The organism is Flavobacterium poyangense (genome assembly GCF_011751075.1).
Taxonomy (GTDB): domain Bacteria; phylum Bacteroidota; class Bacteroidia; order Flavobacteriales; family Flavobacteriaceae; genus Flavobacterium; species Flavobacterium poyangense.
In genome coordinates this window covers 17,977-36,673 of the sequence record NZ_JAALLN010000008.1, presented here as the reverse complement: position 1 = coordinate 36,673, position 18,697 = coordinate 17,977, and the positions used below count along the sequence as shown (strand labels likewise).

Annotated in this window: 2 protein-coding genes; both read left to right on the top strand. The window is 36.3% G+C overall.

Annotated elements, in window-relative coordinates:
• Positions 1-5 precede the first annotated feature (5 nt).
• Positions 6-10,949 carry an SDR family NAD(P)-dependent oxidoreductase gene (locus tag G3A47_RS13890; RefSeq protein WP_166923290.1) on the top strand — a complete coding sequence of 3,648 codons (10,944 nt, stop codon included), beginning with the start codon at positions 6-8 and terminating at the stop codon, positions 10,947-10,949.
• Positions 10,950-18,677 (top strand): SDR family NAD(P)-dependent oxidoreductase, encoded by a 7,728-nt coding sequence (locus G3A47_RS13885; protein WP_166923288.1) that lies wholly within the window; start codon positions 10,950-10,952, stop codon positions 18,675-18,677.
• Positions 18,678-18,697 lie beyond the last annotated feature (20 nt).

The following is an 18,697-nucleotide window of genomic DNA, read 5'->3' as shown; positions in this document are numbered from 1 at the left end:
ATCGCATGAAATTCAAGATTATATATACAGGGAAAGAATCGTTCTTTCAATATTTTAAAATCAACGGAAAGAAAACATTGCCATTAGCTGCTTATATAGAAATGATAAGAGCAGCGGGAGCTAAAGTAAATGATGGAGAAATCAATGAAATACGAAACTTTAAATGGAATCAGCCTATTGTAATAGAAAAGGTGCCTCTGGTACTTCATATCGAATTTTGGAAACAAAAAGACGGATTCTTATTTGAATTGTATGAGGAGAGTAATGTTGATCATAAAACAATATACGCGCAAGGAGATTTATCAAATGTTTTCAAAAACAGACCAGCAAAGATTAAATTGGATCAGCTAAGAAGCAATGATTCAGTATTAAACAAGGAAGAATTATACAAACAGTTAGCAAAGAATTCATTAGAATATACAAATGAATTGCAGAGTATCAATGCTGTATTTCAAATGCAAAATCAGTTCTGGTCTAAAGTTATTCCCAAAGAGGAAGAAGAGCATTATGTATTACCATTAAATATAGTAGAAAGCGCGTTCCAGACTTTAAACGGACAAATAGCCGGTACTTTAAGGATAGAAAGTATAGAAGCAATGCACATATATGGCACTATTAAAAATACAGCATGGTGTCAGGTTATTAAAAAAGAAGACATAGAAGGTTTTTATACAGTTAATTTACTTAGCGTTGAAGGGGAGGTTCTTTTGGTATTTGAAGGAGTAAAATTACTTTCCGATGTTACTGTTCCGGAACTCCACTATTTTGAAGAAAAATGGGAAGAGATTGAAGAATTAAATCAAGAGCTAAATCCTTTTCAGGGAAAGAAAATTTTATGTCTGGGGGATGATAGTGATTTGATTTTTGATTTTAAAAACGCATTAAGAAAACAGGATGCAGAGGTAATTTATTCTTCGTTTATTGAGGATATTAATGAATCTTTTGATTGCGTATTCTTATTCCCAACCCGTTCTGAGATGTCCAACGATATCGAAAATAGATCTTATGGAAAAGAAGAAGAATTTGTTTTTACAGGATTAAAAAAGGTATTAGGATTAAAAAGGAATAACGTTCAGATACACCTTATTGTAAATCAGACACAACAGGTTTTCTCTACTGATGTGCTTCAGGAAAAAGGAGCGGGAATCTTTGGTTTAGTTGGGACTGTAGCTGCAGAAATGCCTACTTGGAATTTCAGAGTAGTGGATATCAATGAAAATGAACCAATAGATTTTGAAAAATTAGCAGTTAGAACAGGGCAAATTAATGAAACGTTAGTGGCTTATAGAAACGGAAAATTTTATAAAAAACTATTAAGCCCTGTAACCGAATTGCCGACAGTATCTGATTCTGCTAAAATTAGAAAAAACGGTACTTATGTGATTCTTGGAGGAGCCGGCGGTTTAGGCAAAATCACTACAGAACACTTGATTAAGAAGTATAATGCAAGAGTGTTTTGGTTGGGAAGGAGACCATTAGACAAAATGGTAGAAACCGCTATAGGAGACTTTTCCGGATACGAAAGTAAACCTTTTTATATTCAATGTGATGCCAATAACCCCGAAGACATAAAAGCGGCTTTTGAGCAAATAAAAGCTGATGGTGGAACTATAAATGGAGTTATTCATTCTGCTTTAGTGCTGGAAGATAAACCTTTTTATGCCATGAGTCTTTCGGATTTTACCAAAGCCTTTGCTCCAAAATCAACAGCAGTTCAGAACTTGATGCAAGTATGCAAGAAGGAACACTTGGATTTTATGTGTTTCTTTTCCTCTATTCAAGGTTTTTTTAATGGTCCGGGCCAAGCCAATTATGCAGCAGGTTGTACCTATAAAAATACGTTGGCTAAGGTAATTGAGCAAAATTATAAGATACCTGTCTATACAATTAATTGGGGGTATTGGGGGAATATCGGTGCAGCTTCAGATGCTAAATACGAAGAACGCATGGATCAAATGGGAATTGGAAGCATCAGAGCAAAAGAAGGAATGATTGCCTTAGAAAAAATTCTGGGAGGCGAACAAAAAGAAATATATGCAGTAAAATTTTCTGAAAAAACTATTGCCAAAAATTTAATGTCCAGAATAAAAAAGCTCTCTCCGTTAAGCGCAACTGATGAAGAGAAAAGTGTTGAGGCCCCTTTTGAATCTGAGGTTTCCAATAGAGAAGAACATGAGAGTATTGTATTAGAAAAAGTGCAAAAAATAGCTGCAGCTCTTATTAAACTTCCTCAGGACGAAATGGACATTGATGTACCATTTTCTGCTATGGGGTATGATTCTATACTTAGTAATCAACTTAGCGAATACCTAAACAAAGAACTGAGTATCGATATACAACCAACAGATTTATTTAATTATCCAAGTGTTCGGTCTTTAGTACAATATATTATTGAAAATAAGGAGGGTTGGAAAGATAATCTCATAGAAAGTACTACTACAGATACGTCTGTCCTTACAGCTGAAAAGCATATAAAAATTGCAGCACAAGAAGAACCAAAAGAGACTGGCGATATAGCAATTGTCGGGATGAGTGGAGCTTATGCAGGAGCATCAAATCTGGAAGAATATTGGGAAGCTCTGCAGCGAGGGGAGAATTTGGTAAGAGAGACTCCAATAGAAAGATGGGATAGCAGACTTCATTACAGTCCTGTTAAGGGAGAAGAGGATAAAACCTACAGTAAATGGGGAGGTTTTATGAAGGATATAGACAAGTTTGATGCAGGGTTTTTTAAAATATCAGGTATAGAAGCAGAAAATATGGATCCACAACAACGATTGTTCTTAGAGCATTGTTGGCACGCATTGGAAGATGCAAATTTAACTCAGGATCATTTAGACGGTAAACAGGTAGGGGTTTATGCCGGGGTTGGAAATAGTGATTATATTCAGAATCCAAAAGGCAAACATGTGTCTGTTTTTTGGGGTATGGATAATTCAATTCTTGCAGCCAGAATCTCCTATTATTTAAATCTCAGAGGACCTGCATTAGCAATTGATTCGGCCTGTTCCTCCTCATTGGTAGCATTAGAAGCAGCCTGTAGAAACCTGCAAACGGGCAACATTGATATGGGAATTTGTGGAGGCGTAAGTCTGACAGCAACGCCACTGTTTCATAAAATGGCAAGTAAAGCTGCAATGTTAAGTGAGAACGGCAAGTGTTTTACATTTGATCATAGAGCAAATGGATTTGTACCTGGAGAAGGTGTAGGGGTAATAATTGTTAAGCGATTAAAAGACGCTTTAAGAGATGGAGATCACATTCATGCAGTGATTAAAGGCATCCTTACGAATCAGGATGGGGCAACCAACGGAATTTTGGCACCAAGCGCACCTTCACAAGAAGCCTTGGAAAAACAAGTGTACGAAACGTTTCAAATAGATCCTGAAACAATAAGTTATGTAGAAGCACATGGTACTGGTACAAAGTTAGGAGATCCTATAGAAGTTGAGGCTCTTACTAAGGCTTTTGGTTCTAAGACACAAAAGAAAAATTTTTGTGGTATTGGGAGCGTAAAAACAAATATCGGACATACCCTTCATGCAGCAGGATTAGCGGGTTTGCAAAAAGTGATTTTGGCAATGAAGCACAAACAAATTCCTCCTTCTTTAAATTATGAAAAGAACAATGCATTTATCGATTTTGAGAACAGTCCGTTTTATGTAAATACAACTCTTAAACCCTGGAACGATTTTGTAGGAGGCAAAAGAAGAGCCGCCATTAGCAGTTTTGGTTTTAGTGGTACCAATGCGCACGCTATTATTGAAGAATACATTCCCGTTGCTATAGAAAAGGCTGAAGAGACAAATGCTAAAGTAATCATAGCGATATCTGCAAAAGACAGAATGAGTCTGGAAAACTATTGCAAAAAAGTAGTGCAGTTTGTTCAGGACAATTCAAAAGAGATTTCATTAAGTTCTCTTGCCTATACATTTCAGGTAGGGCGCACTGCGATGGAAGAACGTTTTGCCTGTGTAGTGCAAAATAAAGAAGAGTTACTATTGAAATTGAATAACTTTTTAAATCCCGAAAACGAGAAATTTAAAACCTCCGGTTTTTACATCAACAATATAAAAGTACAGGAAAACACTACTATAAAAGGCATTTCAGGAAAAGCATTTATAGACAGTGCGATCAAACATGCAGAAGTAGAAACGGTAGCAGAATTGTGGACACAAGGTGTAAAAATAGATTGGGAGTTACTGTATAAGCAAAAACAAAACAAAATTAAAATACCATCATACCCATTCCGCAGAGATCGATTTTGGGTGGAAGAAACAGAAATACAATCCCAAAAGCCTTTACAAATACATCCTTTAATTCATCAAAACCTGTCAACACTTAGAGAACAGAAATTTGCAAGTTATTTTGATGGTAATGAATATTTTATAAAAGAGCATGTTGTAAACGGTTCGGGTTTATTTCCCGGAGCTGCTTATATCGAAATGGGACTGGCCGCCGGAAAAATCGGTACAGATTCGGTGATTAATGAATTATATGATATTACATGGCAAGAACCCTTAAGAAATAAAGGAAAATCAACTCTGGTTAATACTGTAATTTCAGAAACAGCAAATTCAGAATACCACTATCAGATCTTCTCGGCAGTTGCGGACAGAAAGATTATACACAGCTCAGGTAAATTAAGAAAAAGAATATCCGATTCCGTACCTCAGGAACGAATCGAGGTAGACAAAATAATAGCTGATTTGCCCCAATTTAAAGGTAAAAAAGAAATATACAAACACTTCGGTGCTTTAGGATTTGACTATGGGACAAATTTTCAGGGAATTGAAAACATTAGATACTCTGAGAACAAAACTCTGGTTGAGTTAACATTCAAAAAGCAAAATCAATTTGTTTTAGAGCCCGGTGCATTAGATAGTATATTTCAATGTACAATAGGACTTTCTTTAGAAGGAAAAACAGATAAAGTTTATGTTCCGTACAGCATAAAAAGGTTAAATATTTATAAAGAATTACCCGAAAAAGCCTGGTGTTTAGTAGAGTTGGTTGCAACAAAATCCAGTACATCCGGTATTAGAAAGTACAATATGCTTTTGATAGATAGTGCAGGGGAAACGATTCTGAAATTAGATGAATTTACACTATTGCCATTAGAAAACATCACTACAGATAAAGAGGAGAAAAGCGACGGTAACCAAGAAGGGCTGTACTATTTCAATAATGTATGGAAAAGTACAACCCCACGAGTAATTAAAAACAAAGAAAATAAGGAGCTGATTTATCTGGCAGGTTTTGAAAATACAATTGAAAAAAGTATAAACTCCAGTAATTCAGATGTTAGAATAATACCGAATGGACATGATCCTAAAGATGCATTTCAGATTGTTTTTCAGGAGCTCAAAAAAAGTATAGAGAGCAAAGAAGAAGCACTGATTAGTATCGTGATAGAAAACAACAACTATCATCAGTACGGACATTTGGCAGCACTATTACAATCGGCTCAATTGGAATATTCAAAAGTAAGGGGGAAAGTAATCGTTTTAGACAACACGGCTACAAAGACTTTAGAGGAAATTCTTCAAATTGTGAAAGTAGAAAAACAATTAGAAGGCTTAGAAGTCAGATACCTAAATGTGGAACGGGAAGAACGAGTTTTAGAAGCTTTGACCCCTGAAAAACAAACTCCTGAAGTAAAAATTAAAGAAGGAGGAGTTTATTGGATCACCGGAGGAATGGGCGGTTTAGGACAGTTATTTTTAAAACATATTTTAAAAACAAAGAATACCAAAGTAGTTCTTACCGGAAGAACCATGAGCAGCGAGGACGATACGAAAATAACGAACGCTTATTCGAATGTGGTATACAATAGTTGCGACATCTCTGATAAAGATGCAGTAGCACTACAGTTTCAAAAAATAAAACAAGAATTCGGAAATCTGAATGGCATTATCCATAGCGCAGGACTCGTTAGAGATGGCTTGCTAATTCATAAAAGCGAAGAAGAAGCTGAAGCAGTATTAAAGCCCAAAATAGATGGTATAAGATTTTTGGATGAGGTGACTAAAGATGAAAAATTAGACTTTTTTGTCAGCTTTTCCGCTGTAGCGGCTGTAATGGGAAATCAAGGACAATGCGATTATGCTTCTGCTAATGCATACATGGACCATTTTATGGCTTACAGAAGAACAAAATGCGAGCAGGAAAAACGATTTGGAAAGAGCATTAGTATAAACTGGCCTCTATGGGAAAATGGAGGAATGAAAATGTCAGAAGACCAAAAGCGGTATATGAGAAATCAGACCGGTATGGTACCAATGCCTAATGAGATAGGTACAAGTAGTTTTGATTTTATAGTATCCGGCAGACACACTCAGCTAATGCCGGTTTATGGTTTGCTGGAAAAAATCAAAATACAAAAAGCAATTAATAAAGAGGTTACCGAAGAAGTTAGCGAGAAGAATGATAAAGAGTACAGTAAGGATGAGTTAAAAGCATTTATTACGTCTTATTTAATAGATCTTTTATCAGAAGAATTTAAGTTGCCCAAAGAGCGATTTGAATTACATAAATATTTTGAAGATTTCGGAATTGATTCCATAACGATTACCAAGTTAACCAACACATTTGATGAGGTTTTTATTGATATTCCAAGGTCCTTATTTTTTGAATACCAAACACTTCAGGAGTTGGTAGGGTATTTTTTGGAAGAGCAGCTGGAAACAGTAAAAGAGTTGTTGCTGAAAAGTAAAGATTCGTTGGCTGTGTTATCGCATCAGAAAGAAGATAATAAATCATTTGAGAGCGAAGATGTTGAAGAAGAATTTCAAAACTCAGATCAATTGGCAAAAGAGAATCGTTCGGAATACCAAGAGGATTTTTCATCCCCTAAAATTAGCGATAGGGAAGAAAAAATTGCAATTATAGGTTTAGCAGGGAAGTATCCCGGAGCAAATAATGTAGATGAGTTTTGGGAAAATCTCAAACAAGGAAAAGATAGTATCACAGAAATACCAGGAGACCGATGGGATTTGACAACTTTCTACGATGAAGAAAAAGGAAAATCCGGTAAAAGTTACAGTAAATGGGGAGGTTTTATAGAAGGTGTAGACAAGTTTGATCCGCGATTTTTTAATATTTCTCCTAGGGAAGCTGAGATTATGGAGCCTCAGGAACGGTTGTTTTTACAAACGGCTTGGGAAACGATTGAAGATGCCGGTTACACCAGAGAACAATTAGGTTTGTCTACACAAACAAACGAAATGACCGGCAATGTAGGTGTTTTTGTGGGAGTCATGTACGAAGAATATCAGTTGTATGGCATAGAAGAACAGCACAAAGGCAATCAGATTCATTTGGTAGGCAATCCAAGCAGTATAGCCAATAGAGTTTCGTATTTCTTTAATTTTCACGGACCAAGTTTAGCAGTAGATACGATGTGTTCCTCTTCGATTACTGCAGTAGAACTTGCCTGTCAGAGTATCATGAATGGAGACTGCAAGGCCGCAATTGCAGGAGGAGTAAACGTAAGCATTCATCCTAATAAATATTTGCTTTTAAGTAAAGCCGGATTTGCATCAAGCACAGGACGTTGTAAAAGTTTTGGAGTTGGTGGAGACGGGTATGTACCTTCTGAAGGAGTTGGTGCGGTCTTACTAAAGAAATTATCCGATGCTGAGCGTGATGGAGACCAAATTTATGGAGTTATTAGAGGGGCTTCATTAAATCACGGAGGAAAAACCAACGGATATACAGTACCCAATCCCAAAGCTCAAACAGCTGTGATTAAAAGAGCCATGGAAAAAGCAAACCTTAATGCCAATGAAATCTCTTATGTTGAAGCACATGGTACGGGAACGAGCCTGGGAGATCCGATAGAAGTAACGAGTCTGAAAAAAGCATTTCAGACAGAAGACAAAGACTTTATATGCAAGATAGGTTCTGTAAAATCGAATATCGGACACTGCGAATCAGCGGCGGGGATATCCGGAATAACAAAAGTGTTGTTGCAATTGAAGCATAAACAATTGGTGCCGTCTATTCATGCTGAAGAACAAAATGCCAACATTAATTTTAACAATACTCCGTTTAGGGTGCAGAAAACATTAGAGTTATGGGATACTAATGGCACACCCAGAATAGCAGGTATTAGCAGTTTTGGTGCCGGCGGCAGTAACGCTCATTTGATTATTGAAGAATACACCGGTCAGGAAAAAAATTATAGCGATGACCAAGTTATACCACTATGGGTTATATCTGCAAAATCAGAAGAACAATTAAAGGAATATGCAGAGAAACTGTTGAATTGGATAAAAAATCAGGAAAAACTTTTACCGCAAGAAGTCGCTTATACACTTCAGGCAGGAAGAGAAGCAATGTCACACAGACTGGCTTTTTATGCGTTAACGATCGAGGAAGGGATCGCACAATTAAACGCTTTTTTAGATGGTATTTCGTTAGATTATTATAGCGGAACTACAGATTCTGAAACACTGGTGTTGGAGGATGTAACAGATGCAGAAATCAAGAGGTTATGGGGAAATAGAGATTCAAAAATAGCAGAATTATGGTGCTCCGGAAGAAAGATGGAGTGGTCTCTGTATCATGATAAAAAACAGTTGCCTAGAAAAATAAGCTTGCCAACATACCCTTTTGCAAAGAAGTATTGTTGGTTTACTAAAATGGATGAGGCCAATAAAATGGAAGTAAAACCTAATGGAATTGGGCAGATACATCCTATTCTCCATAAAAACATTTCGGATTTGGACGGGGTTAAATTTCAAAGTGATTTTTTAGGAAACGAAACCTTTTTGAAAGATCATATAGTAAATGCTGAAAAACTGTTTCCGGGAGTTGCTTATCTGGAATTAGCCAGAAAAGCGCTTGAAGAAGTAACAAATCAAGAGGTATGTCAACTCAAAGACATTACATGGTTGAAACCGTTAAAAGTCGAAGATGGAGTAAAACAAATTACCACTGTTGTATCAAAAGACAAAAATGAGATTTTAGTTCAAATTTCAAGTACTGAGGAAGGAAAAAACGTATTGCATGCAGAGGTCAAACTAGGCAGAGAAAATGTAAAGCAACCTGCTCAATATATTATTTCGGTTTTAAAAGAACGAATGTCTGGCGAAAAAGAAGGTAAGGAATGTTATGAAGCTTTTAAGACTGTAGGTTTAGCTTATGGGGGCAGTTTTCAGGGAATCAAAAAAATGTATTTCAACGAACAGGAATCATTGGTTCGTATTGATTTGCCAACACAGGAAGGAATTATAACAGAGCTGGGAATTTTAGATACTGCATTACAAGCCACTATTGGTGTAGATTATACAAACAAAGAAGGTGGCATTCAATTGCCTTACAGTCTTCAGGCAATAGATTTTTATACTGCAGATATATCAGGAGCTTGTTGGTGTTATGTACAAAAACATAAAGAAAGAAGTAAAGTACACAGGTATTCAATACAACTATTGGATCAAGAGGGGAATGTATTGGCAGAAATGAGAGATTTTGTGTCTATAGAATTACGTTCAGCGTCAAAAACAGTTCAGGAAAAGGAGGACAGCAATGCGATCGGAGTTTATTATGAATCGATATGGGAAAAAACGGTATTCGAAAAAGCAACGCTAGCTACTGCTGAAAACAATGCTTTTATCGGGGCTAAAAATGAATATAGCTTACTATTAGAAAAAGAAATAAAAGCCAATGGAGGAAATGTAATCTGGTATAGCGATGTTACTGAAATACCGGTGGGTATTAAATCTGTTTATTTCCTGCAAGGGTTGTGGGATTCGGGTGAAAAAAGAGAGCTGACAGAGCAAATTGAAAAAACAGAATTAAATGTATTCAATAATGTAAAAGCATTACAAAAAAGAAGCGCTGAAAAGCTGGAAGTCGTATTTGTAACCAAACAAACACAAAAGGTAACCCATTCTGATACAGTTACAGAAAAAGGAGCCGGTATTGTCGGATTTGTTGGCTCTCTGGTAAAAGAAGAGATGAATTGGACGATTAAAAGCCTAGATGTTTCAGATCCCAATGACATGAAGAGTGTACTCCAGGCCCCTTTTTCTAAAATGGGGGAATCTTTGGCTATCAGAAATCTCGATTTTTATCAAAATATACTAATACCGGTAGAAAATAAGATCGGAGCACCTTATTCAAAATTGAGAAAAGGCGGGGTATATGTGATTTTAGGCGGAGCTGGCGGTTTAGGAAAAGTGACCACTGCTTATTTGGTAAAAAAATATCAGGCGAAAGTGTATTGGCTCGGAAGAAGAGAACAAGATGAGGCTATTACGGCATCAATTGAAGAAATAGCACAATATGGGGTATCTCCAACCTATATTCAATGCGATGCCGGAAATAAATTAAGTATGCAAGCCGCCTATACCCAAATCAAACTAACCTCTGAAGAAATCAATGGAATCTTTCATTCCGCTATTGTACTCAATGATAAAGTAATTGCGAATATGAAGGAAGAAGATTTTACAAAATCATTCTATCCAAAATCTGTAGGAAGTCAATATTTGATAGACGCTTTTAGTCAGGAAGAATTAGATTTTATTTGTTTTTATTCTTCAGCTCAAAGTTTCTTCAGAGCAGCCGGGCAATCTAATTATTCGGCAGGATGTACCTATAAAGACAGTCTGGCAAAACAAATTCAGCAAAAATCAGGAATTCCAACATATGTAATTCATTGGGGCTATTGGGGGAATATCGGTATTGTCTCTTCCAAAGATTATGAGCAACGCATGCAACAGATGGGTATAGGAAGTATTGATGAAGCCGAAGGTATGCAAGCTTTAGAAAAAGTTTTCACACAAAAAAACGGTCAACTTTTCGTAATGAAATTTTTGAATGATGCTGTTATTAAAAGAATGAATCTTTTTCAATTGAACAAGAGAAAAGTTCAAACTCAAAAAGTGGCAGCAATAGAACTTAAAAGAATCAAATTAACTCCTTCAAAACAAATATTAAATTAAATGGCTACTATAAAAAATAATGCTGTAGAAATGCAAAAATTATGTCATAAATCTTTGCTCCATATCTTAATAAGTATGGGGTTTAGAAATGGCTTAACCAATGAAATAGAGCAGTTAAAAACAGAATTAAAGATTGTTGACAAATATACTCGTTTGCTGGAAGAATGTATTCGTAGTCTGAAAAGTTGTAATTATTTGCAGGAAAATAACAGAATCCTTACAATTCCTAAAGTAATTCAGGACGAATTAAGCGCTTTTGATTGGCAGAGAACATTGCAAAAAAGCACTATAGAAATGCCGGAAATGGCAAATCATGCTAGATTATTAGAAGTCTGTTTAGAAGGACTGCAGTCCATATTTCAAGGGAAAATTAGTGCTACAGATGTGATGTTTCCGGATGGAAGTATGGAGTTGGTTTCCGGAGTTTATAAAGGAAACGAACAAGCAGATTACTTCAATGATACCTTATGCCAGGTAGTAGAAAATATTGTAGCAGATACTGTAGAAACTTTAGAAGAAGGAGAAAAATTTACCATTTTAGAAGTAGGGGCAGGTACAGGAGGAACGAGTAATTTATTGTTTCAGGGATTAAGTGCTTACAAAGATAAAATAAGCTATGTATATACCGATTTGTCTAAAAGTTTCTTATTTCATGCAGAAAAGAATTTTAAGACCATTGCACCTTATTTAGAAACGAAACTTTTTAACATTGAAAAATCACCGGTGAATCAGGAACTCCCTTTAGGAAGTTTTGATATGGTCATTGGAGCAAATGTAGTACATGCTACAAAAAATATTAGAAAGAGCCTTCAAAATATTAAAGGAGTACTCAAGACAAACGGAGTGTTGGTGCTAAATGAAATAGCACAAAATGACATCTATGCCACCCTCACATTCGGACTGCTGGATGGTTGGTGGTTGTATGAAGACCCCGAAGTGAGATTAGAAGGAAGTCCGGGCTTGTCTGCAGAAGGATGGCAACGGGTATTGACCGATACTGGTTTTATGAATACGATTAGCTATCCGGAAAATGAAGAACTGTTTCAGCAAATTATAATAGCTCAAAGTGATGGGGAAATTATTCTGGCTGATGAAAATGCAAAAACAGAGCAAAGTGTAAGCGAAATTAAATCTGAAAAAAGTGAGACGACCGCTAAGAAAGTTGTCCCATCATCTCAAACAGCAGACATTGCGGAGATAGGAAATTTTATAAAAAAGAAATTAGCCTTAGTATTGAAAATGGAAGTCTCAGAGTTTGATGAGGTAACACCAATGTCAGATTATGGAGTAGATTCAATTATAGGTTTGGAGTTGATAAAAGAAATTAATGAAAGACTAACCAATGCAATTCCAACAACAATATTATTTGATTACCCTACTATAAAAGAATTTTCTAAGTTTCTGGCAGAGGAACATAGTTCAGATTTTGCGATAGAGTCTCCAGTGTCAAAAGAGGAAATCAAGGAAGTAGCTGAAATTCCTCAACAACAACAGTTTGAAATCGTAAAAAAAGAAGAAATTCCTTTTTTTGTAAATAAAGAAAAAAGTCAGGCACAACGGCTATGGATCGAAAAACCTGCCGGAATCGATGATATTAAGGTTGTTGGTTTTGACTTACCGGCGATACAACAAGACGAGGTTGTAGTTGAGATTTCTCACTTTTCACTCAATTTTGGCGATCTGCTTTGTGTAAAAGGGTTATATCCCACTATGCCGCCGTACCCTTTCTCTCCGGGATTTGAAGCCTCGGGAATTATTATAGAAACAGGAACGAAAGTGGCTCATTTTAAGACTGGCGACAGAGTAATAGTAATGACAGATGGCAGTTATGGATTGCATAGCACACATTGCGTTGCTAATGAACTCCAGTTGCTACCTCTGCCTGAAAATCAGTCTTTTGAAGAAGCATGCGCAATTCCTACAGTAGCAATGACTATGGTTGAAGCTTTTAGACGCATACAGGTTAAAAAAGGGGATTATATTTTAGTTCAGACCGCTACAGGAGGTATTGGTCATGCCGCTGTACAATTAGCCAGACATTTAGAATTAAATATTATCGCTACGGCCGGAAGCGCTTCTAAAATAAATTATTTAAGCCAAAATGGAATTCAGCATACGATTAATTATAATGAACAAGATTTTGAGAAGGAAGTAAGCCGAATCACAAATGGTCAGGGCGTTATGGTTGTGGTGAATACACTTTCGGGCGACAATATTCAGAAAGGAATAAATTGTTTGGGAAAAAGAGGTCAATATATTGAGTTATCGATGACCGCTTTGAAATCTGCCAATAAAATTGATTTGAGTAAGCTTTCAAACAACCAGACTTTTATAGCAGTTGATCTTCGAAAATTGATAGACGAAGACCGGGAGTACATTGAAGGCCTATGGGCAGAATGCAAACAATACATAGAAAAAGGAATTTTAAAATCAGTGATTAGTACTGAAGTTGCTTTTGAAGAGTATAAAAAAGCTTATAAAACGCTTGAAGACAGAAACAATATAGGAAAAGTAATTGTCAAAGCTAAGTCGGCACGAACGCTACAGGTAGAAGTTCCATCAAGAAGTTTTGAGGAAGGCACATCATTCACTCAAAGTTCAAAAGCATTAGATATCGCTATTGTTGGAATGAGCGGACAATATGGTGATACAAAGGATTTAAATGATTTTTGGAAAAAAATAAAAGAAGGAGAAAGCCTCATAGAAGAAGTACCGACAGACAGATGGAATGTTGAAGAACACTTTGCAGCAGATCAGGACATAGCCAATAAAACTTATAGTAAATGGGGCAGTTTTTTAAGAGATATAGATAAGTTTGATCCCCTGTTCTTTAGAATCTCAGGTAAAGAAGCAGAGGGTATGGATCCGCAACAGCGTATCTTTTTAGAACATTGCTGGAAAGCTTTTGAAGATGCTGCGATTGTAACTGATCAGTTAAATGGAGCAAAATGCGGCGTATATGTTGGCGCAGGACAAGGAGATTATGTACAGACCAATAATCTGGATAATGCTGCCGTTTTTTGGGGAAACAGCAGCGCGATTTTAGCTTCAAGAATATCCTATTTTCTCAACTTAAAAGGACCGGCTTTAGCTGTAGATACCGCATGTTCTTCTTCTTTGGTGGCAATCGATATGGCCTGTAAAAGTTTATACCATAAAGAAATTGATATAGCACTCAGTGGTGGGATATTTATTAATACAACACCAAGATTTTACAAATTATCCAGCAAGGCAGGAATGCTCAGCAAAGATGGTCAATGTTATGCTTTTGATCACCGTGCCAATGGTTTTGTGCCGGGAGAGGGAGTAGGTGTTTTAGTCCTTAAACGATTAGAAGACGCAAAGAAAGACGGGGATTTTATATATGGTATTATCAAAGGAGTAGAAACCAATCAAGATGGAACCACCAATGGTATTCTGGCGCCAAGTATGAAATCTCAGGAAGAGCTGGAAACCGAAGTATATCAAAAGTACGATATCCATCCGGATAGTATCAGTTATGTAGAAGCCCATGGTACCGGAACGAGTCTTGGAGACCCGATAGAGTTTGAAGGATTATCACGTGCTTTCAGAAAGCAAACCAATAAGACTAATTTTTGTGGCTTAGGGAGTGTAAAAACAAATATTGGTCACACTGTTTATGCGGCGGGAGTAGCAGGGGTACAAAAAGTAGTATTGGCACTTCAAAACAAAAAAATACCTCCAACTTTAAACTACGAAAAGAAAAACAGCTTTATCAACTTAGAAAACAGTCCTTTTTATATAACAGAGGCCTTGCAAGATTGGGCTAATAGCGATTTGACACCAAGAAGAGCAGCCGTAAGCAGTTTCGGATTTAGCGGAACAAATGGGCATCTGGTGATAGAAGAATATGAAAATGCTTCTCGCAAGAATAGTTTTGATAAAGAATTTGTTATACCAATATCTGCAAAAAATGAGAAGGCGCTAGCACGTAAAATAAAACAGCTAATTGAATATCTGGAAGAAAAAAATGAAATTTCTATTGCCGATGTAGCCTATACATTGCAGGTAGGACGTCAATCGATGGAAGTCCGCAGCGTATTTCTAGCAGATTCTGTGTCAGATTTTTTAATGAAGTTAAAAGAGGATAAGAGCTTCGTAAGCTCAACAGCAATTGCAACAAAAGAAAAAGATCAAATCAGGACTTTTTTATCAAACGGTGCCGGAGAAGCTTATATCAAATATGCGACAGAACATAATGAACTTCAGTCTCTGGCAAATCTTTGGACTATGGGTGTAGAGGTCGATTGGAATAAATTATATAGTACTAATCAAAAGAGGCCACAACGAATTAGTTTACCGGCATATGCTTTTGAAAAAGAGAGCTATTGGTTAAAATCTAATTTCATAACCGAATCCAATCAGGAAGCCGGAAAACTACATCCTTTGCTTCATCAAAGAGCAGAAATTGGCGAGGAAAATTTAAAATTTGGCAGTACTTTTTCAGGAAAAGAACACTTTTTTAGAGATCATATTTTTAGGGATAAAAAGATATTGCCGGGTGTAGCTTATCTGGAGTTGGGCAAGACTGCCGGAGAAAAGAGCATAGGCAAAAGCATTACGCAGTTTAAGAATGTACTATGGCTTCAACCTATGTGGCATGTGGATGAGGCTGTAAAAATTGAAACAGAAATTAGTAAACAAGAGCAAGGCCTTCAGTATGTTATCTATAGTGATGTAAAGAGTACAGCAACTTCAGCTATAGAAAAACAAATACATAGCCAGGGAGAGTTAAGTACAATTGAAACCGCAAGACCAGTAAAACATGATGTAGAACATATAAAAAAATCGCTCAGTAAAAGTATGTCAAGGGTTGATTTCTATAAGACATATGAAGCAATAGGACTGGAATTAGGAGCATCTTTTAGAGGTGTACAACAGCTATGGTACAATTCATCTGAAGCACTTTCTAAGATTGAATTGCCAAAAGGAGAAGGCTATACCCTGACTCCGGGAATTATGGATAGCGCTTTGCAAACCTGCATAGGAATCAATTTAGAAAAAGAGATAACCGGTTTATTATTTCCTTTTAGCGTTGAACAAATCAACATATATCAGCCATTAGAAGAAAATATATGGTCTTATGTACGAAAAAGCAAAAACAACAACTCAGCCGAAGTCATTAATTATGACGTAGATATTTGCAATGAGGGCGGAGAAGTATTAATTGCATTTCAAAATGTATTGTTTCTGCCGGAACGAAAGACATCGGCTCAAACAATAACAGCAGCCGAAACGCAATTTTATAAATCGGTCTGGAAAGAAATTCCTGCAAGCTCTGAGAGAAATACCGATATAAAACGCAAAATAATAGTATGCGAAGCAGTGCCGGAGATGTCGGATTATTTTATTGAATCGGTAAATACTGATGTAGAACTGATTGAACCAACTACTGCCGAAGCTTATTTTGAAAAGATACTAACGATAATCAAGCAATTGATTGTTAGTAAAGACAATGTTGAAATACTTCTTGTATATCCGACAAGTAAGCAGTTAGATATTGAGTTTCTAAGTGCTTTATTAAAAACTACATCTCTTGAGAACTCAAAAATCCTGACCAAAACGATAGGAGTTGATGTAGAGTTTACAAAATCGAATACTGCTGAGATTTATACAATAATCGAAAATGAATTAGGAACAACAGATCAGGAAATTAAATACAGCAAAGGAATCAGAAAAGCGAAGCAGCTTGACTTAGTAAGCCTTCCGGTTTCTAAACAAAAAACAACTATTAAAAAGAATGGCGTTTATGTAATTTCCGGAGGAATGGGAAGCTTAGGACGTATTCTGGCCAAACATATAACAAGTCACAAAAATGCTAAAGTCATTCTTTTAGGACGCAAAAAATTAAATAAAAGTCAGGAAAGTTTTGTAGAGAATTTATCCAATGCAGCATACATGATTTGCGATTTGGCAAGTAAGCAAAAAGTGCAAAATGCGATTGCTAAAATTAAAGCTAAATATGGTACCATAAGCGGAATTATACACGCAGCAGGAATTACAAGAGACAGTTTAATTCAGGTCAAAACAGCAGAAGAGGTAAAAAGTGTTTTCGCTCCAAAAATAGAAGGATTAAAATATTTGGATGAGGTAACTAAAAAGGAACCTTTAGACTTTATGATGTTGTTTTCTTCTATTGTTAGTGAATTGGGTAATATAGGGCAATCAGATTATGCGGCTGCCAATGCCTATCTTAACAATTATGCTCTGTATAGAGAAGAAGAACGACTACTCGGAAACAGACAAGGTAATACCTATAGTATTGGATGGGGATTTTGGGAAGAAGGCGGTATGAGATTGCAGAAGGAGCAAATAACATATCTGGACACGCAGTGGGGAATGAAACCAATGCCAACAGAAGTAGGATTAGAGTTATTGGAAACAATTTTAGCTGCAGATTCGCAAAACGTATTAGTAACTTATGGCGATTCTCAAAAAATCAACACTGTCCTTTCGAAGCAATTTGCCGAAAAGAAAATGGTTGAGCATTCAGGAGAGCAAATTAAAAGTGATAGCAGAGAAATACTGTTAGATAAGTTGCAGCTGTTGATTGCGGACTTGTTAAAGCTGGATAAAGATAAAATAGAGCGAAACAAAGACTTAACAGCATATGGAGTAGATTCAATTTTACTAACAGAATTGAATGCGGAGCTGAATGCCTATTATGAAATTTCATTATTGCCATCTGTATTCTATAATTACACGACTATAGAGAGTTTAGGGGAACATTTGTTAGAAGAGTATAATTCAGAAGTTCTTAGTAAACATGAGGAGGTTAACGATGTAATTTTAGAAAAGGAATCTAACAGTAAAAGCTCTTTTTCTGATGCAAAAAGTAACGAGTATAGCTTAAGTCAGTTAGATAGTAAACAATTGCAGAGTACAATAGACGGATCTCCCTATTTGATTCAGTTCAATAAGATAGTACCCGAAAAGCCAAGTATTTTTATCATACCGGGTGTTCCGGGCATTGCGCATGGATATTATGAATTGGCAGAGCAGTTCTCTAAATATGGAAATTGCTACGGGATCACAATGCAAGGTATTTTCGATGATAAGAAACCACTGGATAGTATAGAAAAAATGGCTTCTCATAATGTGGCTGAGATTATCAGAATAGCTCAGCCCCATTCAGAGGTATATCTTGTCACTCATAGTTTTGGGGGACTACTGAGTTACGAAATGGTAAAACAATTACAGGCCGTAAGTATAGAAGTCAAACAAATATTTATGTTAGACTGCTTTCCTAATACACTGTCCAGCGACGAAATGGACAAAACGGTTTTGTTCCTTAATTTATTCCCTGAAATATTTGATACTGTAGAAATAGAAGTTATAAAAAGAGAAGTATACAACATTCTACAAGGAAAAGTCCCAGATAGAAAGGAATTGTTGTACGATTTTATTACGACCAACGGCGTGATTGTGAATCAAATAATGTTCGACAAACTATGGGACGTTTTTTATGTTTCTATGAGTTGTAGTTACGAAATGGACATTCAGCATCAAGTTCCGATTACACTAGCCAAAGTAAAAGACCAGGTCATTACAAATGAATTCTATGATTTGGGTTGGAGCCAATATTTTGAACATGTGGAAGTAATTGACGTAGAAGGAGATCATTTTTCTATAATAAGAGAACCACATTGTTCTAAGTGGGCTAAAGAAATAACATTTTATAAAGAAGAAAACGAACAAGTATCTTAATCAAATAACATAAAAAATCA

What these genes read in the sequence shown, in the direction of transcription:
- G3A47_RS13885 (WP_166923288.1), top strand. Translation starts at nt 10,950, where the DNA reads ATGGCTACTATAAAAAATAATGCTGTAGAAATGCAAAAATTATGTCAT.
- G3A47_RS13890 (WP_166923290.1), top strand. Translation starts at nt 6, where the DNA reads ATGAAATTCAAGATTATATATACAGGGAAAGAATCGTTCTTTCAATAT.